We start from the raw sequence: 22134 nt of genomic DNA, 5'->3' as shown, positions 1-22134 counted from the left end.
AACAGGGCGAAAACTAGCGGTGTGCCTTTGCGGCTCGGTCCATTTCCAGCTTCGCTTCGCGGTTGATTATATCCTGTCGCTTGTCGCGTTGATCCTTGCCTCTGCATATTCCAATTTCGAGTTTTGCCCGTCTGTTCTTAAAGTATAGTTTCAGCGGGACGATGGTGCAACCCTTCAGTTCCTTCGCCTTGCGCATTTTCTGTATTTCGTGCGCGTGGGCGAGCAGCTTGCGCTTGCGGGCGGGAAAGTGGTTGAACCTGTTCGCGAAAAGGTATTCGTCGATGCGGGCGCCAATGAGCCAGATTTCGTCCTTTTTGTCGTCGACATCGACCCAGGCTTCACCGATGGTACACTTGCCGTCACGGATGGACTTGACCTCGGAGCCGATGAGCATGATGCCCACCTCGAACGTCTCGTCCACAAAATAGAGGTGCGACGCCTTGCGGTTTGCGATGACCGGTGTACCCTGTTGTTCCTTCTTGGCCATGCGCTAAGCCTTCTTGCTCCAGCCGCTCTTCTTGCCGCTGGCCTTGCTGCTTTCGAGGGACTTCGATTCCCAGCCGACCTTCTTCTTCTGCATGTGCGGGACAGCCTCGTCGAGAGCCTGCACGAGTTCTTTGCAGCCGTCGCCCGTCATGGCAGAGGTCACGATGACCTTCTGGCGGTGCTTCTTGAATTCCTTGATGGCATTCTCGATTCCGAGGTCGTCCTTGTTGAGTGCGATTACGAACGGCTTTTCGGCGAGCTTCGGGTGGAATGCCTTGAGTTCGCTCTTGAGCACGGTAAACTGCTCGTAGGCGTTCTCGGCAAAACCGTCAATCACGAACAGGAGTGTGTGCGTGCGCTCGATGTGCTTGAGGAACTGGTGCCCGAGGCCCTTGCCCTCGCTGGCGCCTTCCAGCAGGCCGGGAATGTCGGCGACCACGAAACTGTGGCCGTTCGTCTGCACGATGCCGAGAACCGGTTCGAGGGTGGTAAACGGATAGTCGCCGACTTTCGGGCGTCCGCTCGAAATCTTGTTCACGAGGCTCGACTTGCCCGCGTTCGGGAACCCGACCAGGCCCATGTCTGCCATGAGTTTCAGTTCCAGGAAGAGTTCGCGCCTTTCGCCCTTTTCGCCGGGCGTGCACTTGCGGGGCGCCTGCACCTTCGGAGTCGCAAAATGCTGGTTGCCCATCCCGCCCTTGCCGCCGCGCGCCGCAATCCACTTCTGGCCCGGCTGCGTGAGGTCGGCGAGGATGCGCCCGTCGGAATCCTTCACGATGGTGCCGCGCGGGACATCGACGATGAGGTCTTCGGCGCTACGCCCGGTGCAGCGCTTCGCTCCACCCGGCTGGCCGCTCTCCGCCTTGTACACGCGTGCGTTGCCCATGTCGAGGAGCGTGGAGTACTGCTCGTTCACCTGCAGGATCACGTGACCGCCGCGACCGCCGTCGCCGCCATCCGGGCCTCCGAGGGGTACGAACTTTTCGCGGTGGAAACTGCAGATGCCGTCACCGCCCTTGCCGGAGCGAACTTCAATAGATTTTTCGTCTAGGAACATTAAAGGCTAATCCCTTCGTCAAGCCCGAGGGCGATATTCATGTTCTGGATGGCGGCGCCGCTGGCGCCCTTGCCCAGGTTGTCGATAATCGTCGTCACCTGCATCACGTTCTCGTTGCCGAACACCTGGATGCGGGCGTTGTTCGTGTCGTTACAGACGGTGGCGTCAAGGCGGCCGTTGAACAGCACGGGGGCTGCTTCATAGGGCATCACCTTCACAAAGCGGGAACCTTCGTAATGCTTGGCGAGGATTTCGGTGAGGCCTTCGGGGCCGACCTTCTTGGTGAGTTCGTTCGCGAAGATGGCGACCGTGACCGCCATGCCCTTGTAGTAGGGGCCGAGCACCGGGTTGAAGAACGGCGTGTTTTCGAGTTCGCAGTACTTCTTCATTTCGGGGAGGTGCTTGTGGGCGAGCGCGAGCGCGTACGGGGCGGGCGCCATGATGGCCTTCGATTCGCCGGCTGCGTGCGACAGGGCTGCGGTTTCTTCGTATTCGGCGATGAGCTTCTTGCCGCCGCCGGAATAACCGGTGATGCTGTAGGCGGCGAGGTTCGCGCTCTTCGGGAGGATTCCTGCGGCAACCAGCGGGTGCACTCCCAGGATAAAGCCCGAGGCGTGGCAGCCGGGGTTCGCGATGCGCTTGGCCTTCGCGATGGCTTCGCGCTGGGCGGGGCTGAGTTCCGGCATCCCGTAGGTCCACGCGGGGTTCACGCGGTGCGCTGTGGAGGCGTCAATCACGCGGGTGTTCGGATTTTCGCAGAGGGCAGCACTTTCGACGGCCGCAGCATCGGGCAGGCACAGGAACGTCACGTCGGACTCGTTGATGAGCCTCTTGCGCTCGTTAATGTCCTTGCGGAGTTCGGGGGCAATGCGCAACACTTCGATGTCGTTACGCTTTGCAAGTCTCTCATAAATCTGCAGGCCTGTGGTCCCTGCTTCGCCATCTACGAATATCTTAAACATGGTTTCTCTTTCGTCTTTCGTCTAAAGGCTCGAAGAGCCGTTCTTTCGTCTATTTACCGGCGCCGCAGCACTTCTTGTACTTCTTGCCAGATCCGCACGGGCACGGGTCGTTACGGCCGACATCCGGGCCTTCCTTGTGCACGGTTTCCTGCTTCACGGCACGGCCGTCGTAGAAGAACCATGCGCCACCCACCTTGTGGAACTCGCCGAGTTCGTGGTGGTTGCGGGTCACGTTGCCCTGCTTGAAGCGGGCGTTGAATTCGACCCAGCCGATGTTCTTTTCTTCTTCGGTCTTGGTCTGCTTGATTTCGATGCCGAGCCATTCGGATTCACGGCTCCAGGCCTCTACGCTCGGTTCGTCAAAGTCGCCGCGCTGGGTGGGCTCGAGGGAATCCTTCAGCCATGCGATTTCGTGCTTGGCGTATGCGGTGTAGCGGGAACGCATCAGGGCTTCGGGGCTCTGGGCGAGAGCTGTACCCTTGATAATGGGTTCGCAGCATTCGCCGTATTCTTTACCAGATCCGCAGGGGCATAAATCTTTAGTCATAATTCAATCCTTGTGTCTTCGTTGAAGCGGCTTGGCCGCGTAGAAAATTTGATGAAAAAATAGAAAAATTTGAAAGAGAATACACTCTGTTTAGTTGCGCTTGTATACAAAAAAGACGAGAGATATTTTCTCTCGTCTGTATGCTTGTAGAGCCGTTCTAGATTACAGGCACTTCTTGAGCAGCCAGATTTCTTCCTTGCCCTCGCGTTCGGGGAGGCTGTTTACCGGCTTGATGCGTTCGACAACGTCGAAAACGCCGCCGAGACGTGCCATGAGCTCGCCTTCGCTCGTCGGGTGCGGGGGGCCCTGCAGGGTCTTGCCGTTCATGAGCGGGTAGAGGAACAGGATAAGGACACCGTCATCCTTCATCATGCGGTAGCACACTTCGAAGAATTCGTCGCGGCGGCCCGGATGGATTGCGGAGAACGTGCCGTAGTCGTACACGATGTCGAACTGCTGGCCGCCACGGTTCGCATCCTTCGGCGAAAGCGTGAACAGGTCGAGGTCGAGCGAACGCAGGTTCTTGTGGGCGCGGCTCAGGTGGTCGAGTTCATCCACCGCGGTGGCGGCGAAATCGACGGCGAGGACGTCGTGGCCACGCTTGGCCCAGGCTTCTGCATCGTAGCCGAAACCTGCGCCGGGAATCAGCACGGAGCCGGTGGCGGGGCAGGAGGGGTGCTTGAAAAATTCGAGCAGGGCAGGAGTCGCCTTCTTGAAATTCCAGTAATCCTTGCCGTTGGCATAGAGATTGTCCCAGAATTCCGGGAGGTTCTGCGTTAACATTATTTACCTTCCTTTTTGTACGCAAGTTGCCCGCAGGCGGCCAGGATGTCCCGACCCCGCGGGTTGCGGATCGTTATTTGAATTTCGGCAGCACGTACTGCGGCAAGGAAATCCTCCACCTCCTCGGGTGTCGGCGCGTGCAGCGTCGGGTCGTCCCCGTCGTTCAGCACGATGGCGTTCACCTTCACGCGGCGGGGCGCGCAGATGCGGATAAGTTCCTTCGCGGCCTTTGGGGTGCAGGTGATTCCCTGTATCAGTACGAATTCGAATGTCACATAATTATCGGTTCTTCTGATGTATTCGTCAACCGCCTCGAGCAACTTTTCGATGGGCCACACCTTGTTGACCGGCATTACCGACGAACGGTACTCGTTGTTCGTGCTGTTGAGGCTTACGGCGAGGCAGCAGGGCGTGTTCCTGTCCACGAGTTCCTTGATCTTGGGAACAACGCCCGAGGTGCTCACGGTCATGCGCTTGGCGCCCATGTTGAACAGGCTCTGGTTATGCAGCGTGCAACACACGCGGTGGACCTGTTCCAGGTTGTTGAGCGGTTCGCCCATGCCCATGAAGATGATGTTTGTCACCTGGGCTATCTTGCCGTCTGCATCGAGGATGCCGTTGTCCTTCAGGTACCAGTTCACGTGGAGGATTTCCTCGAGAATTTCGCCCGCCTCGAGGTTCCTGGTGAAGCCCATCTTTGCGGTGCGGCAGAAGGCGCAGTTCTGGGCGCAGCCGATCTGCGTGGAAACGCATACGGAAAAGCGCCCGTTCGCGGGAATCATGACCGTCTCGATGTGGTGGCCGTCGTGGGTCTCGAAGAGCCACTTGACCGTTCCGTCAGTAGAGACCAGGTGCTGGTCTTCCTTGAGGGCGAGCATGGAGAACTGTCCGGCGAGTTTGTCGCGGAGTGCTGGGGGCACGTTCACCATCTCGTCGAAGCTGCGGACCTGCTGGCAGAAGAGCCATTTCTGGATCTGGTCGGCACGGTACTGCTTCTCGTTCACGTCCCTGAGCCAAGCCTTGAGCTCGTCCGTGGTCAGTGACTTTATGTTGTGCGGCCATTCCATAGTTCCGCGTAAAGATAGAAAAAAAACAGTTTTTTGTTAAGGGTCAAAATGGCCGAAATCCCTTTAAAATAAAGGAATAGGGCCCACTTTGACGAGTGAACCCTGCCTGATACGGTACGTTTTTCTACATCAAAAAAACAGCAAATATGCCTAGAACATCTTGCGTGTCTTTTTCTGTGTTGTCGTCGGCGATGTTTCCCTGGCGCCCTTGTTGCTGAACAGCGTCGCGTCGTCGGCGGACTTGGTTTTTACCTTGTAGTGGTCGCCATCGCAGACTTCGTCGGGGTAGTTGTTCGTGGTGTAGAGGCAGTAAGTCTTTTCGGAGCAGAACTCGCCTGCTAGTTTGCCTGTAATGTTGCAGACGCCCTTGCCGATAACGCCAGGAGGTACGGGGAACGATTTTTGCGGGAGTCCCTTGTGAATCTTGCTCATCACCGCAAGCCATGCGGGGAGCGCGTAGTTGCCGCCGGTCTTGCCCACGCCCATGGAGACTGCCTGGTCAAAGCCGACCCACACGCCCATGGTGTAGTGCTTGGTAAAGCCGATGTACCAGGCGTCGGTGTAGTCGTTTGTGGTTCCGGTCTTGCCGCCGCTCGGGTGGTTGAACCCGCTGGCCGAAATCTTGTAGCCCGTACCGCGGATGTTCACGTCCTTGAGGATATCCACCATCAGGTATGCGGAAGAGGGTTTCATCACCACGCTTTCGACCTTCGAGTTCTTCTCGATAATCTCGCCGTTTTTGTCTTCGATGGATTCGATCATGTAGGGCTCGATTCGCGTACCGAGGTTCGGGAACACCGTGTAGGCCGATGTCATTTCGAGAAGCGTCGCGCCCACGGAACCGAGGGCGAGGCTCGGGACTGCGACGAGCGGTGCCTTGCGGATGCCGAACGCGCGGGCGTAGTTCACCACGTTGCTCAGGCCGTACTTCGATGCGGTAAGGACTGCGGGGATGTTCTTCGAGCGGTAGAGCGCCTTGCGGAGCGTCATCATGCCCTCGAAGTTCTTTTCGGAGTTGTGCGGGCGCCACATGCCGGTCGCCGCGGTCTCGTCGGTCATGGTAATGGGGGCGTCGTTCACCGAGTCGCAGGGGCTGGCGCCGTTATCCATTGCGGTGGAATAGACAATGGGCTTGAAGCTCGAACCCGGCTGGCGGAGCGACTGCACGGCGCGGTTGAAGCGGGATTCGTTGAAGTCGCTGCCACCGACCATCGCGCGGATTGCGCCCGTCTCGTTCTCGATGATGACCATCGCCATTTCGGCATCGTGGTAGCGGACTTCGGGCGGGTAGCGCCACTTCTTGATGTTCGAGGAGGTGTCCTTGCTCAGGTATTCCTTCTTGAACAGGGTGTAGACGCTGTCGAAGTGGGCGAACACGCTGTCCGGTTCCATGCTGTACTTGTCGGCGAGCTTCAGGTTCTTGATGGCCTTCTTCTTGAACTCGGTGCGGTACTTGGCGACGAGCGCCTTCGCTACGCTGTCGGCCACTTCCTGGATTTCGGGATCGATGGTGCTGTAGATGGAGACGCCGTCGGCATAGAGCGAGTTCTGCCCGTACTTCTTTTCCATGTACTTGCGGATTTCTTCGTAGTAGTAGAGACCCGAACCCTTCTCGGGTTCCTTTTCGGCGAGCACGATGGGGGTCGCTACGTACTTGTGGTAGTCTTCCTTGCTGATGTAGCCCGCGTCGTACATCGCATAAAGGACGGTGTTGCGGCGCTCGAGCGATGCCTTGGGGTGGCGGTCGGGGCGGTACGATTCGGGTGCCTTGAGCATACCGGCGAGGACTGCGTATTCCGGAATGGAGAGACTGTCGAGCGCATGCCCGAAGTAGTATTTGCCTGCCGCCTGGAAACCGTAGTTGCCGCCGCCCAGGTAGACCTCGTTCATGTAGAATTCGAGAATTTCTTGCTTGGTGTAGGTCTGTTCGATGCGGATGGCAGTCATCGCCTCCTTGATTTTACGGGCGATGGAACGTTCCGGCGTGAGGAACAGGAGCTTGGTCAACTGCTGGGTGAGGGTGGATGCGCCGCGGAGCTGCTTGCCGCTGAGGGCGCTCTCGATGATTGCCGACGGAATGGCCCACACGTTCATGCCCCAATGGTTGTAGAAGGCGCGGTCCTCGGTCGCCATGACGGCGTGGATTGCGTTTTCGGGGATGGAGTCGAAACTGACCCATTCGCGGCGTTCCACGAAGTATTTGTGTGCAATCTTCCCGTTCATGTCGTAGATGTTTGTCACGAGTTTCGGGTTGATCTGCTCGAGCTGCGACAGGGAGGGGAGTTCCGGCAGGTAGTGGTTGTAGACTACGATGACAGTGACGAACCCGGCAATCACCGGGAGGCATAGGATTGCAAGGGCAATGACGAATTTCTTGTTCGTGAACAGTTTCTTGAGGTAAGAAAGGCAGAACTTGAGTATGGGCTTGACTTTTTCCATCGTAGATTCAAAAAAAGAAGAATTTATGAAACAAATTTAGAAAAATCCCTTGACAATTCAACCGATAATGCTATATTTGGGGTCACTCAAGCGGATGTAGCCCAACTGGATAGAGCGTTTGGCTACGAACCAAAAGGCTCCAGGTTCGAGTCCTGGCACCCGCAGAAAAAGGCCCCTCTCGGTAAGAGAGGGGTCTTTTGTTTATACCCGCGACGGACGAGAAGCGGGAGCCTTTGCGAGCAGGTCGCGCCCGGGCGGAAGCCGGGCGTGAACGCGAGAGCGAGTGAGTAACCGGAGGTTCTGCACTAGGAACGACGAACGAGCGGTCGTGAGCAACAAAAAAACACACCGCAGGAGCGGTGTGCTTTTCAAACTTGCGTCTGAGATTGCTACTACCTGGAGTAGTATTCCACGACGAGCTGTTCTTCGAGCTTGACCGGGATCTGTTCGCGGAGCGGGAGCTTCACGAGCTTACCTTCGATCTTGTTCGTGTCGACTTCCAGATATTCCGGAGCGGCCGGAGCGTTAGCAGCGGCTTCCTTGATCTGGACGTGTTCCTTAGACTGCTCGCGGATAGCAATCACGTCGCCGGCCTTGATGAGGCGGGCCGGAGAGAAGCTGCGGACGCCGTTCACAGTGAAGTGACCGTGGGTCACGTACTGGCGGGCGGCGAAAATCGTGCGAGCAAAACCCATGCGGTAGACGAGAGCGTCAAGACGGGTTTCGAGAAGAATCATCAGGTTATCACCAGCAGAACCTTCACGACGGTTAGCTTCCTTGTATGCCTTGGCGAGCTGAGCTTCGGAGATGTTGTAGGTGAAACGGAGACGCTGCTTTTCGACCAACTGCTGCTTGTACACAGAAGCGGACTTCTTGCGGTTCTGGCCATGCTGGCCGGGAGCGAAGTTGCGGCGGTCGAGCGCCTTCTGAGTCTTCTGAGAAACGGCAATGCCCAGGGAACGGGCGACCTTGCCTTTGGGTCCACGGAAGGAGGACATATTATACCTCTTTGAGGAAGCTCTTTGGTTAAACTTGCAAATTGGCAGAGCTTGGCGCGACTTGCAAGTGAGGGCAAATATAGCAAATCCGTTGCCGGATTCAAGGTTTTGGGGCGATTCGGGCGCGTTTTTGCCCCGAAATTGCCCAAAATTTACCCAAAATTCGCCTTTTTAGCGGACGTTTACGGTCAGGGTGTCCCTCATGAGGGGGTCAGCCATGCTCTGGGCGATGAGTCGGGCATCCTTGTCGGCCGCATCGTTCTGCGCAATCAGGTAGAACGAGGAAATCTCCTGTTCGCTCTTGCAGTTTTCCAGCTGGCTGATGTAGGAGGCCGTCCCGAGGGTAGTGAGGTCCTCGCAGGGCACGTACCACTTGACGTTGTAGCTCGTCTTGTAGGGGACGGTCTGGAACGCGAAGTCGGCGAGTTTCACGGTGTCGCCCGCCTTGACGCGCATGGAGGTGTAGGTGTTCTCTTTCTCCTCGTTGTAGAACTTGAGGGAATCGAGCGAACCCGGCCTCTGGATGAACGTCCTCAGGGTGAGGTTCGAATCGGTGAGGGCCTTGGAATTGAGCTGCAGGTAGCGCAGGTACACGGGGCCGTCGCTCTTTGCCTTGAAACTGTGCTCGAGGCTGTTTATGGTGCCGACAGAATCCCCATCGGCGTTGAGCAGGGCGTAGTACGCTCTCGGCGTGCCCTTGCATTCGCCGTACTTACAGTAGCCTTCCATTTCGTGGTAAACGATGAGCGAGTCGCCTTTCTTGAGGTCGGCGAGCCACACGTAGTGGTCCTGGCGCAGGTAGTACTTGGTGGAGTCGTTCGCGGGGCGTACAATCGTGAGCGTATCGCCGGGGTAGACGATGGAGTCGGGTTTCGCGAGGTATTCGCCCTGGTTCAGCCTGCGGAAGCGGGTGGCCGCCTCGAACGTGGCAAACGGGCCGGAGAGGAAACTCACCACGTTGCTCGGCGTAAGCTTGAGCGTCCACTGCGAGGAATCGTTGGTCACGAGCAGCGTATCGAGCGAGTCGGCGGCGGGGGAGTATGTCTTGCCGTCCTTGTCGGTGAGTTCGTACTTGTTGATGCCTTCTCCCTGCACCGAGAGGTTCACGCTAAAGCCGGTCTCGACGTTGAACGCAATCTCGATGTTCTTCGGGGCGCTGCCGATAACGAGAATCCCGCGGACGGTATCGCGCAGGTCGATATCCACGTGCGAGGAATCGCCCGTGTAGTTGTAGTAGGCGGTATCCACGTCGACCTTGACGCGCAGGTGCGCCGTCGTGTCGAACTTTGCCTTCAGGTCGAGGTAATAGAAGTCGTCGCTGAACAGTACGAACTGGTTCTGGAGCATGTCGGCGCCCGAGCCCGGCAACATGTAGTCACTGTAGAGGGAATCCTTCTTGCTTTCGTTCCATACGGGCTTGAGCGTCTTGGCCTTTTCGCCCTTCTCGCTCCTGATGCGGATCGTGTCACCTTCCATGCCGCTCGTTGCGGCGAGTACGCTTACGCGGGTTCCCTTCGGAAAGTTCCCGAGGAACAGCGATACGGTGGAATTCGCGCTATCCACACACACGACGTCGTCGTGGCAGACCTTCTTTACGTAGGAGGAATCCTTTGAACCTTCCTTGGTCGTATCCCTCTTGACCTTGACGGTATCCCAGTCGGCCATTTCCATGTAGAAGTTGAGCGTATCGCCGGCAGCAATCGTGTCGAGGTATTCGATGTCGAGTCGTTCGCTGATGGAGGAACTGGAATTGAACGAATCTTCGGCGTAGCTGCCGTTATCGTCGGTAATGGACGACGAGTTCGTGTGCGTGGATTCGCTGCAGGCGAAAAGGAGCGCAAGCGGTACGAGAGCGAGGATTGTCGTTTTCATAGTCATAGTGGCGCGGTCCTAGTTGAGGATAAAGAACTTTTGTTCGGCGGTGAAGGCTTCGCCGATAATCTTGAGGGTGTACTTGCCGGTGGGGAACGCCTTCGCCTTGAACTTGAAGTTGGTCTTCTTTTCGCCGGCGAGTTCACGTGCAGCGACGGTAAGCATGCGCTTGCCCGATTCGTTCAGGATTTCAATCTGCACGAACTGCGGGTAGCCCACGGTGAGGTCAAAGTTGCATTCCAGGTTCACGATGTCGATGTTCACCTTCGTGAGGGTGTAACCGCCATCCATCGCCTCGCCACCTACGGAGCGGGAATTGTCGTAGTAGCCCACGTAGAGCACGGGAGCCATGTTCTTGCCCGCGTTCCTCGACTTGATGAACGTTTCTCCGGGTTCCACGGCGGTAAGGATAAGCGTGTAGAGTCCCGATGCGTGCTTCCTCTTGAAGAATTCCGTAAGGGCGGGCGTACGCAGGAACGCGCCGAGGGGGCCTTCGGGTTAATCGTAATAATGCCGATAAAGTCCGCGTACTTGGTGTCGATGCCGCCACCGGAGTTCTTGCGGATGTTGAACTGCCCGCCCGCCTGCTGGAGGTTCGCGGGCGCGTTTTCCCAGGTGAGTTCGTCGCTCTTCCAGTCGATACCCAGCTTGTCTTCGCCGAAGTTCATCTCCTTGCTCGTTTCCTTGAGGCCGAAGATGTTCAGTTGTACGGGCTTCTTGATGGAATCTGCGTCGAATTCCAGCTTGAGGGCCGCATCGAACAGCGGGCCCGGGAGCGCGGACAGGTCGTACTTGAGGTAAATTTTTCCGGCATCGTTCTGGTCGTTCGCCACGCGCAGGTGTTCGTCGGTGCTGTGCGGCGTGTAGTTGTCGAACTGCGAAATCCATGCATCGGCGCCGCGCCCGCTCGGGATATTATCGCCAGAATGGTCGAGCGTCGTGTATCGCTTGTCGAACACGTAGACCTTGCCAGTATCTGTCCTGTCCTGGTAGCCGTCATTGGCGTTGAACAGCAAGTTGTATCGCCCGCTGGCGGTGAACGTCACGTCGGTCTCGTACTCGGTGGAGTCCGAGAAGGATACCTTTCCGGGGCCCGCGCCCTTGCGCCATGCCACGGGCACGCGGCACAGGCCGTCGCCGCGACCGTCGTCTTCCACGTTTCCTTGCAGGTGGAGCTTGCCCGGCTGCACCAGGATGTGCTCCTTGTCCATCGAAGGTTTCGGCGGCTCATTCTGGCCCTGCTTGGGAGCATATCCCGTGTAGAGCGCCATCATCACGCCGCCCGTCTCGTTGTGGGGCAGGTCTGTGTTCTTGAGCGCGTAGACCTTGGAGCCCTGGCGGGATTCCTCTACGATTTTCGAGTAGGGGTTCCCGCGGGTAAGCGTTTCCTTGAGGCCTGCAATGGACATGCTCGAGTTGTCGTTGATGAACATCGGGCTGTTCTTCGCCTTGTCGCTTGCGATGACGTTGACGCCCAGGAGTTCTGCAAAGCCCTTATTGAAGTTGTGAAGGACCGTGTTGCCGTCCCGGGCGGTAAGGCCCAGAATCCAGATGCTTCCGCCGTTGTTTGAAATCTTCGGGCCCTTCGTGTCACCGACCATGGTAACCTGTCGGCCCCACAGACGCTGGAAATTCGTGCGAATCGTGCCGACAGAAACGTCTTCCAGGAAGATGTCGCCCGTGGCGAAGTCGTCGGATTCGTAGGATTTCACGTACATATTCTTGAGCACCACGGTTCGCTTGGAGCGGTTGGTAATGCCGCTTGCGAACGTGGAGAACCTCTCGATGGTGATATCGACGAATGCGCCGTCTTCGATGATGAACTTGCCCTTGCCGTCGATTTTGCCTTCGGTACCGATAAGCCTGTGGATGCGGTTGCGCAGGTAGATGTCGCGGTTGATGGTCCAGCGGCCTCCCGGCGGGAAGAATATCGTTTCGGCACCGTCGTCAATGGCGTCCTGGATTGCCTTGGAATCGTCGGAACCGTCGTTTGCCTTGCCGCCGTATTCGCCGGTGATGGATGTCCAGTACATGGACTTCTGTTCGGCCTTGTTGGGTGTCTCGGTGACGGCGAGTTTCATGGCCTGCTTGGGACTGTGGCAGAGCTGGTGGTTTTCTTGCGTGGAAAACTCGACAATCTCAGTGTTGCTGAAGGATTCGTTGTAGGCCTTCTTGGTACTTTTGATTTTGGATTTGAACTTGCTTACGACGACCGCGCGTGCAAAGAGCTCGCCTTCGTTCACGATGGCGGTAATTCCTTTTGCCGATTTCTTGCCGGGGTCGTATTCGAGGGTGCCGTCCACGAATACCATGGAGGCGTCGGGCCCGTGGCTGTAGACCGCCGTGGTCGAACCCTTGAAACGTAGTCCGCGGATGGCGAGCATCTGGTTGTCATTGTCGAGACCGAATTTTTTCTGGCCACCGAGCGTCACGTGCTCAAACGTCATGCTGTTCGATTTGCCCGCGGTATAGACACCTACGTCAAACCCGTCCACTTCTACGTTCTTGAGGAGCAGGGGCCCGATATTTTCGGTAAAACCGAGGTCTATGCCGATAACGCCTGCGCTGTCGCCCGATGCGACTTTCACGTTGTTGATGGTGCCCTGCACCGAGGCGTTGAAGCGGATACCGATGGCGCCCGGGTTCTTTTTGCCTGTGCGGAGGGTAAGGTCGCGGATGGAGTTGCGCTGGCGTGCGTTGGGGCCGTCGCCCGTGTAAATCACTGCCTGCGGAAAGTCGGGGTTCTCGAATCCGGGAACGTCGTCCTGGAGCGAGATGATGGTGCCGCCCATGCTTTCGCCCTGGAGGATAGTGCGGCGGTAGTCCTTTTCGGGCTTGTCGGCGGTGGGCCAGGTAAGTGCGGATGAAATCTTGTAGATGCCATGGGGCAGGTAGATGATGAAGTCGCCGTCGGGATGGTCGCTCAAAGCCTTCTGGATGGCCTCGGTATCGTCGGTCTTGCCGTCGCCCTTCGCGTTATACGGTTCTTCCTTCACATTGACAACGTCTGAACCCATCGGGAATTCCATCTGGGCGTACGCAGAAAGTGCGAGACAGCACAAAAAACTCAAAAAAAAGCGATAAGAATACATTGAGACCTCGTTCTGGGGTACCATACACCCTTAAATTACCTTTTTTTGATGGGGTGTGGACGCATGGTCACCAAAATGACATGAATATATAGGCTTTTGGGCCTGATTTGAGCCTAAAAAAGGAGCCAGGCAGTGCAGAGCATTGCCTGGCCTTGGGGTTGGTTTGGAGTATTACAAGTATAGTAATTTTGGGGTGGCTAGCGAAGGCTTTTACTCAAAAAAAGCTTCGCCAGTTTTGCGGGTGTGATTTAAATCACTTTCGCTACTTGTAGTAGTACTTGAGACCGTTGGGGAAGTCCACCGTCTGCATGCCGCTGGTATTTACCTGCGCTACGGAGGTCACGGAGCCGCCGTAGAGGATCATGCTGCCCGAACCTTTCGGGGAGAATGCCGCGCTTGCGCTACCGTAGGCTGTACCTGCGGTGTACGATGTGGCTGTGCAGTTCGGGTATTCTTCGGTCTGGCTACCGAACCCGAGGAACACACCGCCCGTAATGGTGAACCCGTTGTCGGTATCGATGAGGCCGCCTGCCATATTGGTGGAACAAGATCCGGAGCTGCCGCTCTGGCCGGGCCTGCTGCCGCCACCCATGCCGCCGCTGCTTGCAGGAATTTCTACGATGACTACACCACCGCTCTGCTTTGCCGTGCCGTTCGCGTCGAGCACGTCGATGTCGTTGCCCGAGGCGCTTATGTAGTGGTAGCCACCGGTGATGACGATGTAGCCCTTGCTGCTGCTCTGCATGCCGCCACCGCCGAAGCCGCCCCACTGGGAACCGCTGGAGGTGCCCGGGTCGGCAGAACCGCCTGCCGCATTCCAGCCGTCGTCAGTGCCGTATGTCGCGGTGATGCCGCCTTCTGCAAAGATGTAGAAGGCTTCCATGCCTTCGCCCGATTTCACGACGTTCACGGTAGAACCGGCCAGGTGGAGCGCGGAATCGGCGTGGATGCCGTCGTCGCCTGCGGTGACCGAGATGGTTCCGCCGTTCATTTGCACGTTCTGCTCGCTGTGAATGCCATCATTGGAGGCGTTGACCTTCACGGTTCCTGCATCAAAGATGATGTTGTTGAATGCCTGGATGCCGTCATCGCCTGCGGTGATGTCAATCGTGCCTCCGGTGATGCTTACGATGCCCTTGCCCTCGACGATAACCGTGTCGTTGCCGTTCACTGCGTATTCGTCACTCTTGATGCCGTCGCCACTAGTCGCCTTGACGGTAATGGTGCCTTTTTCGATGTCAACAAGTCCCTTGCCCTTCATGCCGTGGTTCTTCGCGGTCACGTTTACGGTGGTTTCGCCGCGGAAGCGCAGGTCGTTGCTCGTGTGGATGCCGTTGTTGTAGTTGCCCTTCACGGTCAGCGAACCTTCGCCCTTGATGGTAAGGTCGTCCTTCGCGTAGATGCAGGCGCCGGTCGTATCCACTTTCGTCTCGCCGTCCGCGTTCACGTAGGTGAACGACTTGGTTCGGGAGCTGCCGTCAGAAAGCGTGTTTTCGGTTCCGCTCTTCGCGACGACGAACGCCTTGCTTGCCATCTGCACGTAGATGACGGCATCGGCATTGTTGGTCAGCGTGAGCCCGCGCAGGTTCAGGTATACGCCGCTGTCGCTCTTGGGAGAGTATACGCGGATTTGTGCATCGTTACCCGTGTAGGAACCGCTGAAGTCGTAGTCGCCCGCGCAGGTGATGAGAACCTCGCCGCCGTTCACCTCGACGCAGTTGTTGTTGTTTGCTACGCTTGCACCGCTAGCGGCGTAGGTAATCACGGGTGTGTTCCCGTTGGAGGGCTCGACAACCGGGACAACGCTTGCACTGCTCGTTTCGGTGCCTGCCGAAGACGTGGGCTTGTACGGGTTGTCGCCTGTGGTACTGCTGGAACTGGCCTTCTCTGCCGGAGTTTCGGACGAAGACGACACGACGATTTCTGTCAGGAACTGCTTGTTGCAATCGCTGTCGAAGAAGAACGTTGCTCCGTCGGTGTCGCGGTAGTACGAAACATCCGCAAGCTTGTAAAGGAAGGTTGCCGTGCCTGCATCGCATGTGGCCGATGCGGAAGACGGAATGACGGGTACGTCTTCGGGAGGCAGCGGCGTTGTGCCCGGATCCTGTGGAACATCCATTGCCGCGGAACTTGCGGGAGCCTCTTCTACAGGCGTGCCGATAGTGCCGTCCGGGTTAATCCAGAAGGCGAGACTGCCGTTTGCGTCGAGGCACATGATGGTCGCGCCGTCGGCGGCGTAGAAGCCGGTGTATCCGTCTGCGTTGCAGATGTTTGCAGTAGCTTCTGCCGAATCTGTTCCGGAATCGCCTGTTGCGGGAGACTGAACGCTGGAACTGTCGTCGGAGCAGCCTGCGAGGAGCCCGAACGCAATCAGGCTAGAAATTGTGAGTCCTTTTTTAATATTTGTTTTCATGATAAACATCCCTTTTTCCAAACAACCCGGGATGGGCTTGTCTTCTTGAAAAGTTACCTTGTTGCAACTCGATTTTGGGATATTTTTTTGCAAATTTTTTTGAAATACGAAAAAGTTATCGGGGGCTTTTGTTCCGTTCGGAACGAATCGGGTCAAAAAAGACCTGTTGCGTTTTTGACAACATTCTGCGTACAGTTTAAAAAAAACTAAATTGCGGTTATGATTCTTGTAAAATCACGCACATACGCCTTTACGGCTCTTGTAGCCACGACGTTACTTTCTACGCAAGCGGTTGCGGGTTCGCCCGTAATCGGTACGGAACACTCCCGTAACCTGCGCACGCTCGAGATGGCGCCGATGCTTTTGGAATACCACCGGCAGACTGTCGGGGAGGGCAGGCAGTTCTTTGCCTACCCGCAGCGCGATACCTCGTTTATCCGGCACTTTGCCGAAACGGAAGGCAAGGCGCTCCTGTATTACGACAACATGCGGGGCGGCGCCATATCGGGGCACGGAATCGATATGACGTGCCACGACGGTGATACGGCGTGCGTGCGCGTAAAGAACGAACTCCAGACGAAACTCCCGTCGATTGCGATTGCGACAAGCGTCGTAGGCGGTATTGACTACCGCGGGGGAGAAACTCTCGGCGATACCATCTGGCCGGGAATCGATGGAGGTGTCTACCTGCGCGGCTACGCGGATTCTCTAGAATTCGTGCTCGATGCGCGCATCTATGACGAAGGGCATTCTGCCTCGTACCCGAAATCGTGGGACCGCGAGTTCCTGGAATTCCAGAAAGAAGAAAACAATTCCGGCATGGAGTACACGAGTTACGCTCGCTACCGTACGCACTTCGCGTTCAATTACGACTGGATTCGCGTGGACCTTGCCCGCGACGTGCTGCACTGGGGCCCGGGCTATTACAACAACCTGACGTTGAACCAGTTCGCGCTCCCGTACAATATGCTTTCTGTGGATTTGCAGCTTGGACCTCTCCATGTATTCAGTTTTTACGGCGACCTGCGTATTTATGGCAGCATGAGCGACAAGAACAAGGATGAAACCCGCAATATATTCGGTCATCGCTATGAACTTGCTGTCGGGAACGCCACGTTTGGCATCAGCGAACTTACGATTCTTTACGATAACCTGAAACCCTGGCTCTTTGTGCCGACTGTACCGCTCTTTATGGAGAAAGGCAACTATTCCGAGAGCAGTAACAACGGTGCCTTGGCGATGGACTTTAACTACAGGCTCTTTAATACCGTGCGCCTTTACACGGAATTCTTCCTGGACGACATGGAATCCCCGATTAGCCTCGTGAAAAACGACAACATCGAGGCGAAGTGGGCTTGGATGGCCGGTTTGCAGGCGGGCCATGACTTCTATCTCAAGGGGCACAGGATTGAGGCCGGTACGATTGCCGAATACGCCCGTGTGGAACCTTATGTTTACTCGCACTTTATAAAGAACACCGCCCAGATGGCGCATCTCGGTTACCCGCTCGGGAACCAGGGTGGCCCCAATAGCCAGACCATCGACTGGACCGTGTACGGGCGGCTCGACAAGCATATATTTGCATCGGTTCGCAATACCTGGTTCTGGAAGGGGACGGATTACGGGAGTGCCGTGAACGATACGACCCCGCACCACAACCACATGAAGATTCACAAGAAGTTCCTCGACGGCGCGAAGATGCAGTACTCAATCACGCCCGCGATAAGCTATGAGGGGCAATACGTGAGCTTCATGGGCGAGATTACCTTCATTGACGACCGCAAGGTTTACCTGCGTGCCGGATTCAAGTGGTAGTACGGATGAAAAAGCCTGAATTGTTGGCGCCTGCGGGCGATTTGACCCGCATGAAGTATGCCTATGCATACGGCGCGGATGCCGTGTATGCGGGGCAGCCCGCGTTTTCTCTCCGTGCCCGCGAGAACGGGTTCAAGAACCTGGACGACCTCGCCGAAGGCATTGCGTATGCGCGAAAACTCGGGAAGAAGTTTTACCTCACGAGCAACGTGATTCCCCGTAACGTGAAGGTGGAATCGTTCCAGAAGGCTCTGCTTGCGGCTATAGAACTGGGGCCCGATGCCCTCATTGTTGCTGACCCCGGTTTTGTGGGCTGGCTCCGGAAGGAACGCCCCGATGTGGAGATACACCTCTCGGTGCAGGCGAATACCACGAACTACCTGGCCGCAAAGTTCTGGCACGACTTGGGGGTGCGCCGCATCATATTGAGCCGCGAACTTCGTTTGTCTGAAATTTTAGAGATAAAGGAAAAGTTGCCGGACCTTGAACTGGAAGTGTTCGTTCACGGGGCGGTGTGCATGGCCATGTCGGGCCGTTGCATGCTCAGCAACTGGGTGACCCACCGCGATGCGAATCAGGGCGCCTGCGACAACAGCTGCCGCATGCCTTACCGCCTGTATGCCAACTCCGGCCCGCAGGTCGAGGATTACCGCGAGCACGAGGGCGAGTTCAGCTTGCAACGCACGGACCGCCCGGAACTCCCTCCGGTAGCGCTCGACGAGGATACCTGGGGAACCTACTTCATGAGCAGTCGCGACCTGTGTGCGCTGGATGTTATCCCGGAACTGGTGAAGGGCGGGCTCGATTCCTTCAAGATAGAGGGACGTACGCGCTCGGTCTATTACCTCTCGCAGGTGGTACGCGCCTACCGCATGGCAATCGATGCCGTTCACGGGGCGCTGGAAGGTGGTGCCGAGGTTTCACCGGAACTTGTGCCACAGGAATCCCGCAGGGCGATAAAGTTCGTGGATGGCCGCGGGTTCATGCCCGGCTTTTTGCGTGGACCGCTCCCGCAGAATTACGAGTCTACCCATGTGGCTGCCGAAGGCGGGTGCGTTGCTGCCCAGGTGCTCGATTACGACCCCGCGACAAACTCCTGCCGCGTGAACGTGAAGAACCCCTTCTGCATGGACGATACGCTCGAACTGATGACCCCATCGGGCATGTGCCGCTGCGAGGTGGATAGCCTGCTCGATTTCAGGGGCGCTGCCGCCGACCGGTTGAACCCGGGTACGGAAGGGCGTGTTTTTTTACAGGGAAATGTGCTAAAGGACACAGAAAAGGCTGTTTTTGGGTTCTTTGTAAAGAATATCACAGCGCGGGAATCGCTGAAAACGTAAATTATAAGTATGGCAGTCGACGAAGCGACAAAGAAACAGGACGAACTAGAACTTTACCAGATTGACGATAAGGCAATCGTGCCTTTTTTCAAGGATCATCTGGAAGACCTGAAGAAGTTTGTCGATGCCCACAAGGGGCAGGGGCTTTCGCTCCTGGAACTCTTGAAGCAGTTTATTCGCACGTACCGCCTCCCTTTCAACATGCAGCGCTACATGGAAGTCCAGAGGACTTTTATCCAGCAGACGCTGCGAAGCCAGCTCGAAAACCGCCAGGCGGCGGTAAGCAACTGGATTCAGGAACACGCGGGAAGGCATCGCGACCGCATGATTCAGCTGCAGTGCCTGTACCTTGAACGCGTGAAGGGCTCGCTCCTCCCGCAGGTGCAGGAACTTTTGGAACGCCGTATCGAATCCTTGAAGGCCAAGGAATCGGGCCACGGTGAAGATTCTAACAAGACATAAGGTAACCGGGAGAACCTATGACCCGTAATTTTTTGCGTAGGAACGGCGCTTTAGCGGGCGTTGTGTTTGCATCTTTTTCGCTTGCCCTGTTTGCCTGTGCTTCGGGTGATACCCCGAAACCCGAGACAGAATCGACGGAAATGAGTGCGGGTGCACCCGGTGTGACGGCTTTGCCGGCAGATTCGACTGTACCTTCGACGATGTTTGAGATGCGGGTGGTCGACGAGGACCGGCAATGGCGAATTGTCGGCAAGCCCACGATGGCCGCCCTTGATTTTGCCGCCTACTTTGCGAACCCGATTCGCCTTGCGGGCAAGGACGAAAAGCCTGAGAACTATAAGGGAAAGATGGCCGGCGTAAAGTTGCCGGACTATCCGTTCCCGATGCTTGACTCGATACAGGAACATGAACCTTCTGCCGTGAACGGGCGTATGCCGGTGGCGTGGGAACCTTTGTCCAAGTTGCTCTATACGCAGACGGGGAGTGATTCCCTTGCGCAGGTCATTGGCGCAGTGGAGGCGGTCAAGTGGGATGAACCCGAGGTGTTCAGGGCTTTCCAGACGGTGACCCGCCTGTGGGGCGTGCCCATGAGTGACGGCTCTGTCGAGTGGTGGGCCGAAGTGATGCCTGCGCAGTGGACCGGACGTACGGCTTTTTACGGGAAACTGAAACTAGCTTCACGTGGCGAAACTGCCGAGGTGCTGAACTTTTACCTCACGGCGGAGATGAATGCGGAAGATGCCCAGAACTGGGCGCGTACGCTGTCTTCGTACTGGTACCCGACGCTCAATACCGATTTGGAACCGCATTCTGCGGGCGTCCCGTGGGAGGCGAAGGCCGACTGCAGGCCCTTTGCCGTAATGCGCGGGAACCCGATGGGGAAACCCATGTGGATTGCCTTTGACGTGCCTGCCTTCCGCCTTACGGACGAGGCTCTGCGTGCCCAGCAGGTGGCCGATTCGCTTGCCGCCGCGGGCGAAGTTGTGCCGGTAAACCGCGTGCTTGACACGACCTCGGATGCGCGCCTGCAGACGCTTGCCTCGCTGGAAGGCTCTTGCCCCGCGAACGCGGAAACCGCGAAGTTCCGCTCGGCGCTCGAGAATACGCTTGCGAAACTCCCGAAGGAACAGAACGCCTGGGCGACTGCGGGAGCATCGCCCGCAGAGACCTTCCTCTGGTTCCGCCGCAATGCGAACTACCTGCTTGCAGACAAGATAACCGGGCAGGATAGCCTGCACAACCCGCTCCCGCGCCTGCTGGAACTTAAACACTACCTGGATTCCATCGGGGTGCAGTTGCTCGTGGTTCCCGTTCCCGTGAAGGAAGAGATTTACGCCGAGCGCCTTGTGGCGGGGACGCCTGCTGACCTCTGCGTGAACCCCGCGGGTCGCGAGTTTACCCGCGAGATGCTTGCCGCAGGGCTTGACGTGCTTGACATTTACCCGGCGCTCATGGCGGCCAAGGCGGGCGACGAGCCCCCGCACTTTAGCTACCAGCGCTACGACACGCACTGGTCGCTCCCCGGTATGCTTGCCGCCATGGAACAGCTTGCCGCTCGTGTGACGCAGTACAGCTGGTACGGCGATGCCGGAGCGAAGCCGGGTTCGCTCAACATGCAAGAGACGACTACCTTGCGCGAGGGCGACCTGGTGGCGCACCTGCCCGATGCCGAGAAGGCGAAGTACCCTGCAGACACATTGCCTGCAATGAAGATTTTCAAGGGCGCCGAACCCTACAAGGGCGGCAAGAATGCGCCGATTCTCCTGATGGGGGATTCCTTTACGGGCGTGTTCGAGTCCGTGGACCAGAAGAGCGGCGGGCCGGGTTCCCTGCTGGCCTATGCGACGGGGCTCGACGTGCAGGTGCTTACCAGCTGGGGCGGAGGCCCGGGCGTTTACCACCGCATGATGAAGATGAAGAAGGATATGCAGAGCAAGAGGCTTGTCGTCTACATGATGACCGCGCGCGATTTCTGGCAGTCCCCGATGGAATGGGACGCGCTAAGGTAAGATGCTTGCACGCCTCTCGTCGATATTCTCCCGTTTTTTCTGGCCTCTGCTAGTCGTGCTGCTGGCGGTTTCGCTCACGCTTGTGCTGTGGACGGGCCGCCCTGAAAACGTGCGCTATACCGAGATGGCGTGCACGTTCGAGAACCGAGCACCCGCGTGTATTGACAGTGTTCGCGACTGGCACGAGGGTCTTGCTTTTTATGACAGTAGTTTGTCTGTAACAGGCGATACGCTTGCATCGCTGAAGGCACTCCTGTGGGAATTCTGGAACATTGAATTTGCGGGGGCGGGCGAGGCGTCCATCGTCCAGGATGCGGTACTCCCGCTGCGGGTACTTGAAACGCGGAAGTCGGGCTGCATGGGGCTTTCGTGGCTAGCGATGATGGTCGCCGAAGCCCGCGGAATTCCGCTTGAGGTAATTCTCCTGCCGGGGCACGTTTATTTGCGCTACGGCAAGGATGACGGCCGCGCGCAGGCAGAATCTGCGTCAAAAACGGTGAACCTGGAACCCAATCGGCGCGGCTATACCTACACGGATGAGGAATACCGCGAGAAGTACAAGGCGGGTCGATGGACCGGCCTTGAATTCAAACCGCTTACGCCTGCGCAGTTTACGGGCCTAGCCGCATTCGACATGGGAAATTTGTATCTAGAAACGGAACCGACCCGCGCGCTGCGCTGGTACCGGCTGGCTGGAGACCTTTTCCCCGAGTATCCGGGAATCTCCGAGAACCAGAAAATAGCGAAGAGCCGCCTTCCCGACAAGTTCTAATGGGCTCACGCCTTTAAAAA

General features: G+C 57.2%; 17 protein-coding genes and 1 tRNA gene. 6 read left to right on the top strand and 12 right to left on the bottom strand.

Features of this window, described 5'->3' with window-relative positions; all coding sequences use genetic code 11:
• Window positions 1-13 precede the first annotated feature (13 nt).
• The 7 genes from smpB to CRO08_RS12720 form a co-directional block, all read right to left on the bottom strand.
• Complete coding sequence (gene smpB, locus CRO08_RS12750) at window positions 14-487, bottom strand: SsrA-binding protein SmpB (RefSeq protein ID WP_097036505.1); 474 nt, start codon at window positions 485-487, stop codon at window positions 14-16.
• A gap of 3 nt (window positions 488-490) precedes the next feature.
• Window positions 491-1543 (bottom strand): GTPase ObgE, encoded by a 1053-nt coding sequence (obgE, locus tag CRO08_RS12745; RefSeq protein ID WP_097036504.1) that lies wholly within the window; start codon window positions 1541-1543, stop codon window positions 491-493.
• The gene (argC, locus tag CRO08_RS12740) at window positions 1543-2505 is read right to left on the bottom strand and encodes an N-acetyl-gamma-glutamyl-phosphate reductase (protein ID WP_097036503.1); all 963 of its coding nucleotides are present in this window, start codon (window positions 2503-2505) and stop codon (window positions 1543-1545) included. Before argC ends, obgE begins: the two co-directional genes overlap by 1 nt.
• Window positions 2506-2554: 49 nt before the next feature.
• Complete coding sequence (locus CRO08_RS12735; RefSeq protein ID WP_072811502.1) at window positions 2555-3052, bottom strand: YchJ family protein; 498 nt, start codon at window positions 3050-3052, stop codon at window positions 2555-2557.
• A 162-nt stretch (window positions 3053-3214) separates the two neighbouring features.
• Window positions 3215-3835 (bottom strand): methyltransferase, encoded by a 621-nt coding sequence (locus tag CRO08_RS12730; protein WP_072811501.1) that lies wholly within the window; start codon window positions 3833-3835, stop codon window positions 3215-3217.
• A complete protein-coding gene (rlmN, locus tag CRO08_RS12725) occupies window positions 3835-4902 on the bottom strand; it encodes a 23S rRNA (adenine(2503)-C(2))-methyltransferase RlmN (RefSeq protein WP_072811500.1) in 1068 nt (355 codons plus the stop codon). The genes CRO08_RS12730 and rlmN overlap by 1 nt, the downstream gene beginning before the upstream one ends.
• Before the next feature lie 150 nt (window positions 4903-5052).
• Window positions 5053-7341 (bottom strand): penicillin-binding protein 1A, encoded by a 2289-nt coding sequence (locus tag CRO08_RS12720; RefSeq protein WP_097036502.1) that lies wholly within the window; start codon window positions 7339-7341, stop codon window positions 5053-5055.
• Between the two features lie 90 nt (window positions 7342-7431).
• Here CRO08_RS12720 and CRO08_RS12715 point away from each other — a divergent pair.
• Window positions 7432-7505: transfer RNA gene (locus CRO08_RS12715), tRNA-Arg, on the top strand.
• Between the two features lie 228 nt (window positions 7506-7733).
• On the opposite strand, the gene rpsD is transcribed toward CRO08_RS12715, so the two are convergent.
• The 5 genes from rpsD to CRO08_RS12690 all read right to left on the bottom strand — a co-directional run bounded on the left by rpsD (window position 7734) and on the right by CRO08_RS12690 (window position 15716).
• The gene (gene rpsD / locus CRO08_RS12710) at window positions 7734-8339 is read right to left on the bottom strand and encodes a 30S ribosomal protein S4 (protein ID WP_072811493.1); all 606 of its coding nucleotides are present in this window, start codon (window positions 8337-8339) and stop codon (window positions 7734-7736) included.
• 171 nt (window positions 8340-8510) lie between these two features.
• Entirely contained in the window at window positions 8511-10217 is a 1707-nt protein-coding gene (locus CRO08_RS12705; RefSeq protein ID WP_141398366.1) for a hypothetical protein, read from the bottom strand.
• A 12-nt stretch (window positions 10218-10229) separates the two neighbouring features.
• Window positions 10230-10610, bottom strand: a complete 381-nt coding sequence (locus CRO08_RS12700) for a hypothetical protein (RefSeq protein WP_141398365.1) — start codon at window positions 10608-10610, stop codon at window positions 10230-10232.
• Window positions 10514-13228, bottom strand: a complete 2715-nt coding sequence (locus tag CRO08_RS12695; protein WP_176495156.1) for a glycoside hydrolase family 55 protein — start codon at window positions 13226-13228, stop codon at window positions 10514-10516. The genes CRO08_RS12700 and CRO08_RS12695 overlap by 97 nt, the downstream gene beginning before the upstream one ends.
• Before the next feature lie 337 nt (window positions 13229-13565).
• Window positions 13566-15716, bottom strand: coding sequence for a carbohydrate-binding domain-containing protein (locus CRO08_RS12690; RefSeq protein ID WP_176495155.1), 2151 nt, complete (start codon window positions 15714-15716; stop codon window positions 13566-13568).
• Between the two features lie 219 nt (window positions 15717-15935).
• Between CRO08_RS12690 and CRO08_RS12685 the strand changes: the two genes are divergently transcribed.
• Genes CRO08_RS12685 through CRO08_RS12665 form a run of 5 tightly spaced genes read left to right on the top strand, consistent with a single transcriptional unit; the run spans window position 15936 to window position 22114 of the window.
• Window positions 15936-17531 (top strand): capsule assembly Wzi family protein, encoded by a 1596-nt coding sequence (locus CRO08_RS12685; RefSeq protein WP_255252370.1) that lies wholly within the window; start codon window positions 15936-15938, stop codon window positions 17529-17531.
• A gap of 5 nt (window positions 17532-17536) precedes the next feature.
• The gene (locus CRO08_RS12680; protein WP_097036497.1) at window positions 17537-18871 is read left to right on the top strand and encodes a U32 family peptidase C-terminal domain-containing protein; all 1335 of its coding nucleotides are present in this window, start codon (window positions 17537-17539) and stop codon (window positions 18869-18871) included.
• Between the two features lie 9 nt (window positions 18872-18880).
• Complete coding sequence (locus CRO08_RS12675) at window positions 18881-19333, top strand: hypothetical protein (RefSeq protein WP_097036496.1); 453 nt, start codon at window positions 18881-18883, stop codon at window positions 19331-19333.
• 17 nt (window positions 19334-19350) lie between these two features.
• The gene (locus CRO08_RS12670; protein WP_255252369.1) at window positions 19351-21342 is read left to right on the top strand and encodes a hypothetical protein; all 1992 of its coding nucleotides are present in this window, start codon (window positions 19351-19353) and stop codon (window positions 21340-21342) included.
• 1 nt (window position 21343) lies between these two features.
• The gene (locus CRO08_RS12665; RefSeq protein ID WP_097036495.1) at window positions 21344-22114 is read left to right on the top strand and encodes a transglutaminase family protein; all 771 of its coding nucleotides are present in this window, start codon (window positions 21344-21346) and stop codon (window positions 22112-22114) included.
• The last annotated feature ends 20 nt before the right edge of the window (window positions 22115-22134 follow it).

It is taken from the genome of Fibrobacter sp. UWT3, from assembly GCF_900230125.1.
In the GTDB taxonomy this organism is placed as follows: Bacteria; Fibrobacterota; Fibrobacteria; order Fibrobacterales; family Fibrobacteraceae; genus Fibrobacter.
This window is presented reverse-complemented; position numbering and strand designations above follow the sequence as displayed.

What these genes read in the sequence shown, in the direction of transcription:
- smpB (WP_097036505.1), bottom strand. Translation starts at nt 487, where the DNA reads ATGGCCAAGAAGGAACAACAGGGTACACCGGTCATCGCAAACCGCAAG.
- obgE (WP_097036504.1), bottom strand. Translation starts at nt 1,543, where the DNA reads ATGTTCCTAGACGAAAAATCTATTGAAGTTCGCTCCGGCAAGGGCGGT.
- argC (WP_097036503.1), bottom strand. Translation starts at nt 2,505, where the DNA reads ATGTTTAAGATATTCGTAGATGGCGAAGCAGGGACCACAGGCCTGCAG.
- CRO08_RS12735 (WP_072811502.1), bottom strand. Translation starts at nt 3,052, where the DNA reads ATGACTAAAGATTTATGCCCCTGCGGATCTGGTAAAGAATACGGCGAA.
- CRO08_RS12730 (WP_072811501.1), bottom strand. Translation starts at nt 3,835, where the DNA reads ATGTTAACGCAGAACCTCCCGGAATTCTGGGACAATCTCTATGCCAAC.
- rlmN (WP_072811500.1), bottom strand. Translation starts at nt 4,902, where the DNA reads ATGGAATGGCCGCACAACATAAAGTCACTGACCACGGACGAGCTCAAG.
- CRO08_RS12720 (WP_097036502.1), bottom strand. Translation starts at nt 7,341, where the DNA reads ATGGAAAAAGTCAAGCCCATACTCAAGTTCTGCCTTTCTTACCTCAAG.
- rpsD (WP_072811493.1), bottom strand. Translation starts at nt 8,339, where the DNA reads ATGTCCTCCTTCCGTGGACCCAAAGGCAAGGTCGCCCGTTCCCTGGGC.
- CRO08_RS12705 (WP_141398366.1), bottom strand. Translation starts at nt 10,217, where the DNA reads ATGACTATGAAAACGACAATCCTCGCTCTCGTACCGCTTGCGCTCCTT.
- CRO08_RS12695 (WP_176495156.1), bottom strand. Translation starts at nt 13,228, where the DNA reads ATGGGTTCAGACGTTGTCAATGTGAAGGAAGAACCGTATAACGCGAAG.
- CRO08_RS12690 (WP_176495155.1), bottom strand. Translation starts at nt 15,716, where the DNA reads ATGAAAACAAATATTAAAAAAGGACTCACAATTTCTAGCCTGATTGCG.
- CRO08_RS12685 (WP_255252370.1), top strand. Translation starts at nt 15,936, where the DNA reads ATGATTCTTGTAAAATCACGCACATACGCCTTTACGGCTCTTGTAGCC.
- CRO08_RS12680 (WP_097036497.1), top strand. Translation starts at nt 17,537, where the DNA reads ATGAAAAAGCCTGAATTGTTGGCGCCTGCGGGCGATTTGACCCGCATG.
- CRO08_RS12675 (WP_097036496.1), top strand. Translation starts at nt 18,881, where the DNA reads ATGGCAGTCGACGAAGCGACAAAGAAACAGGACGAACTAGAACTTTAC.
- CRO08_RS12670 (WP_255252369.1), top strand. Translation starts at nt 19,351, where the DNA reads ATGACCCGTAATTTTTTGCGTAGGAACGGCGCTTTAGCGGGCGTTGTG.
- CRO08_RS12665 (WP_097036495.1), top strand. Translation starts at nt 21,344, where the DNA reads ATGCTTGCACGCCTCTCGTCGATATTCTCCCGTTTTTTCTGGCCTCTG.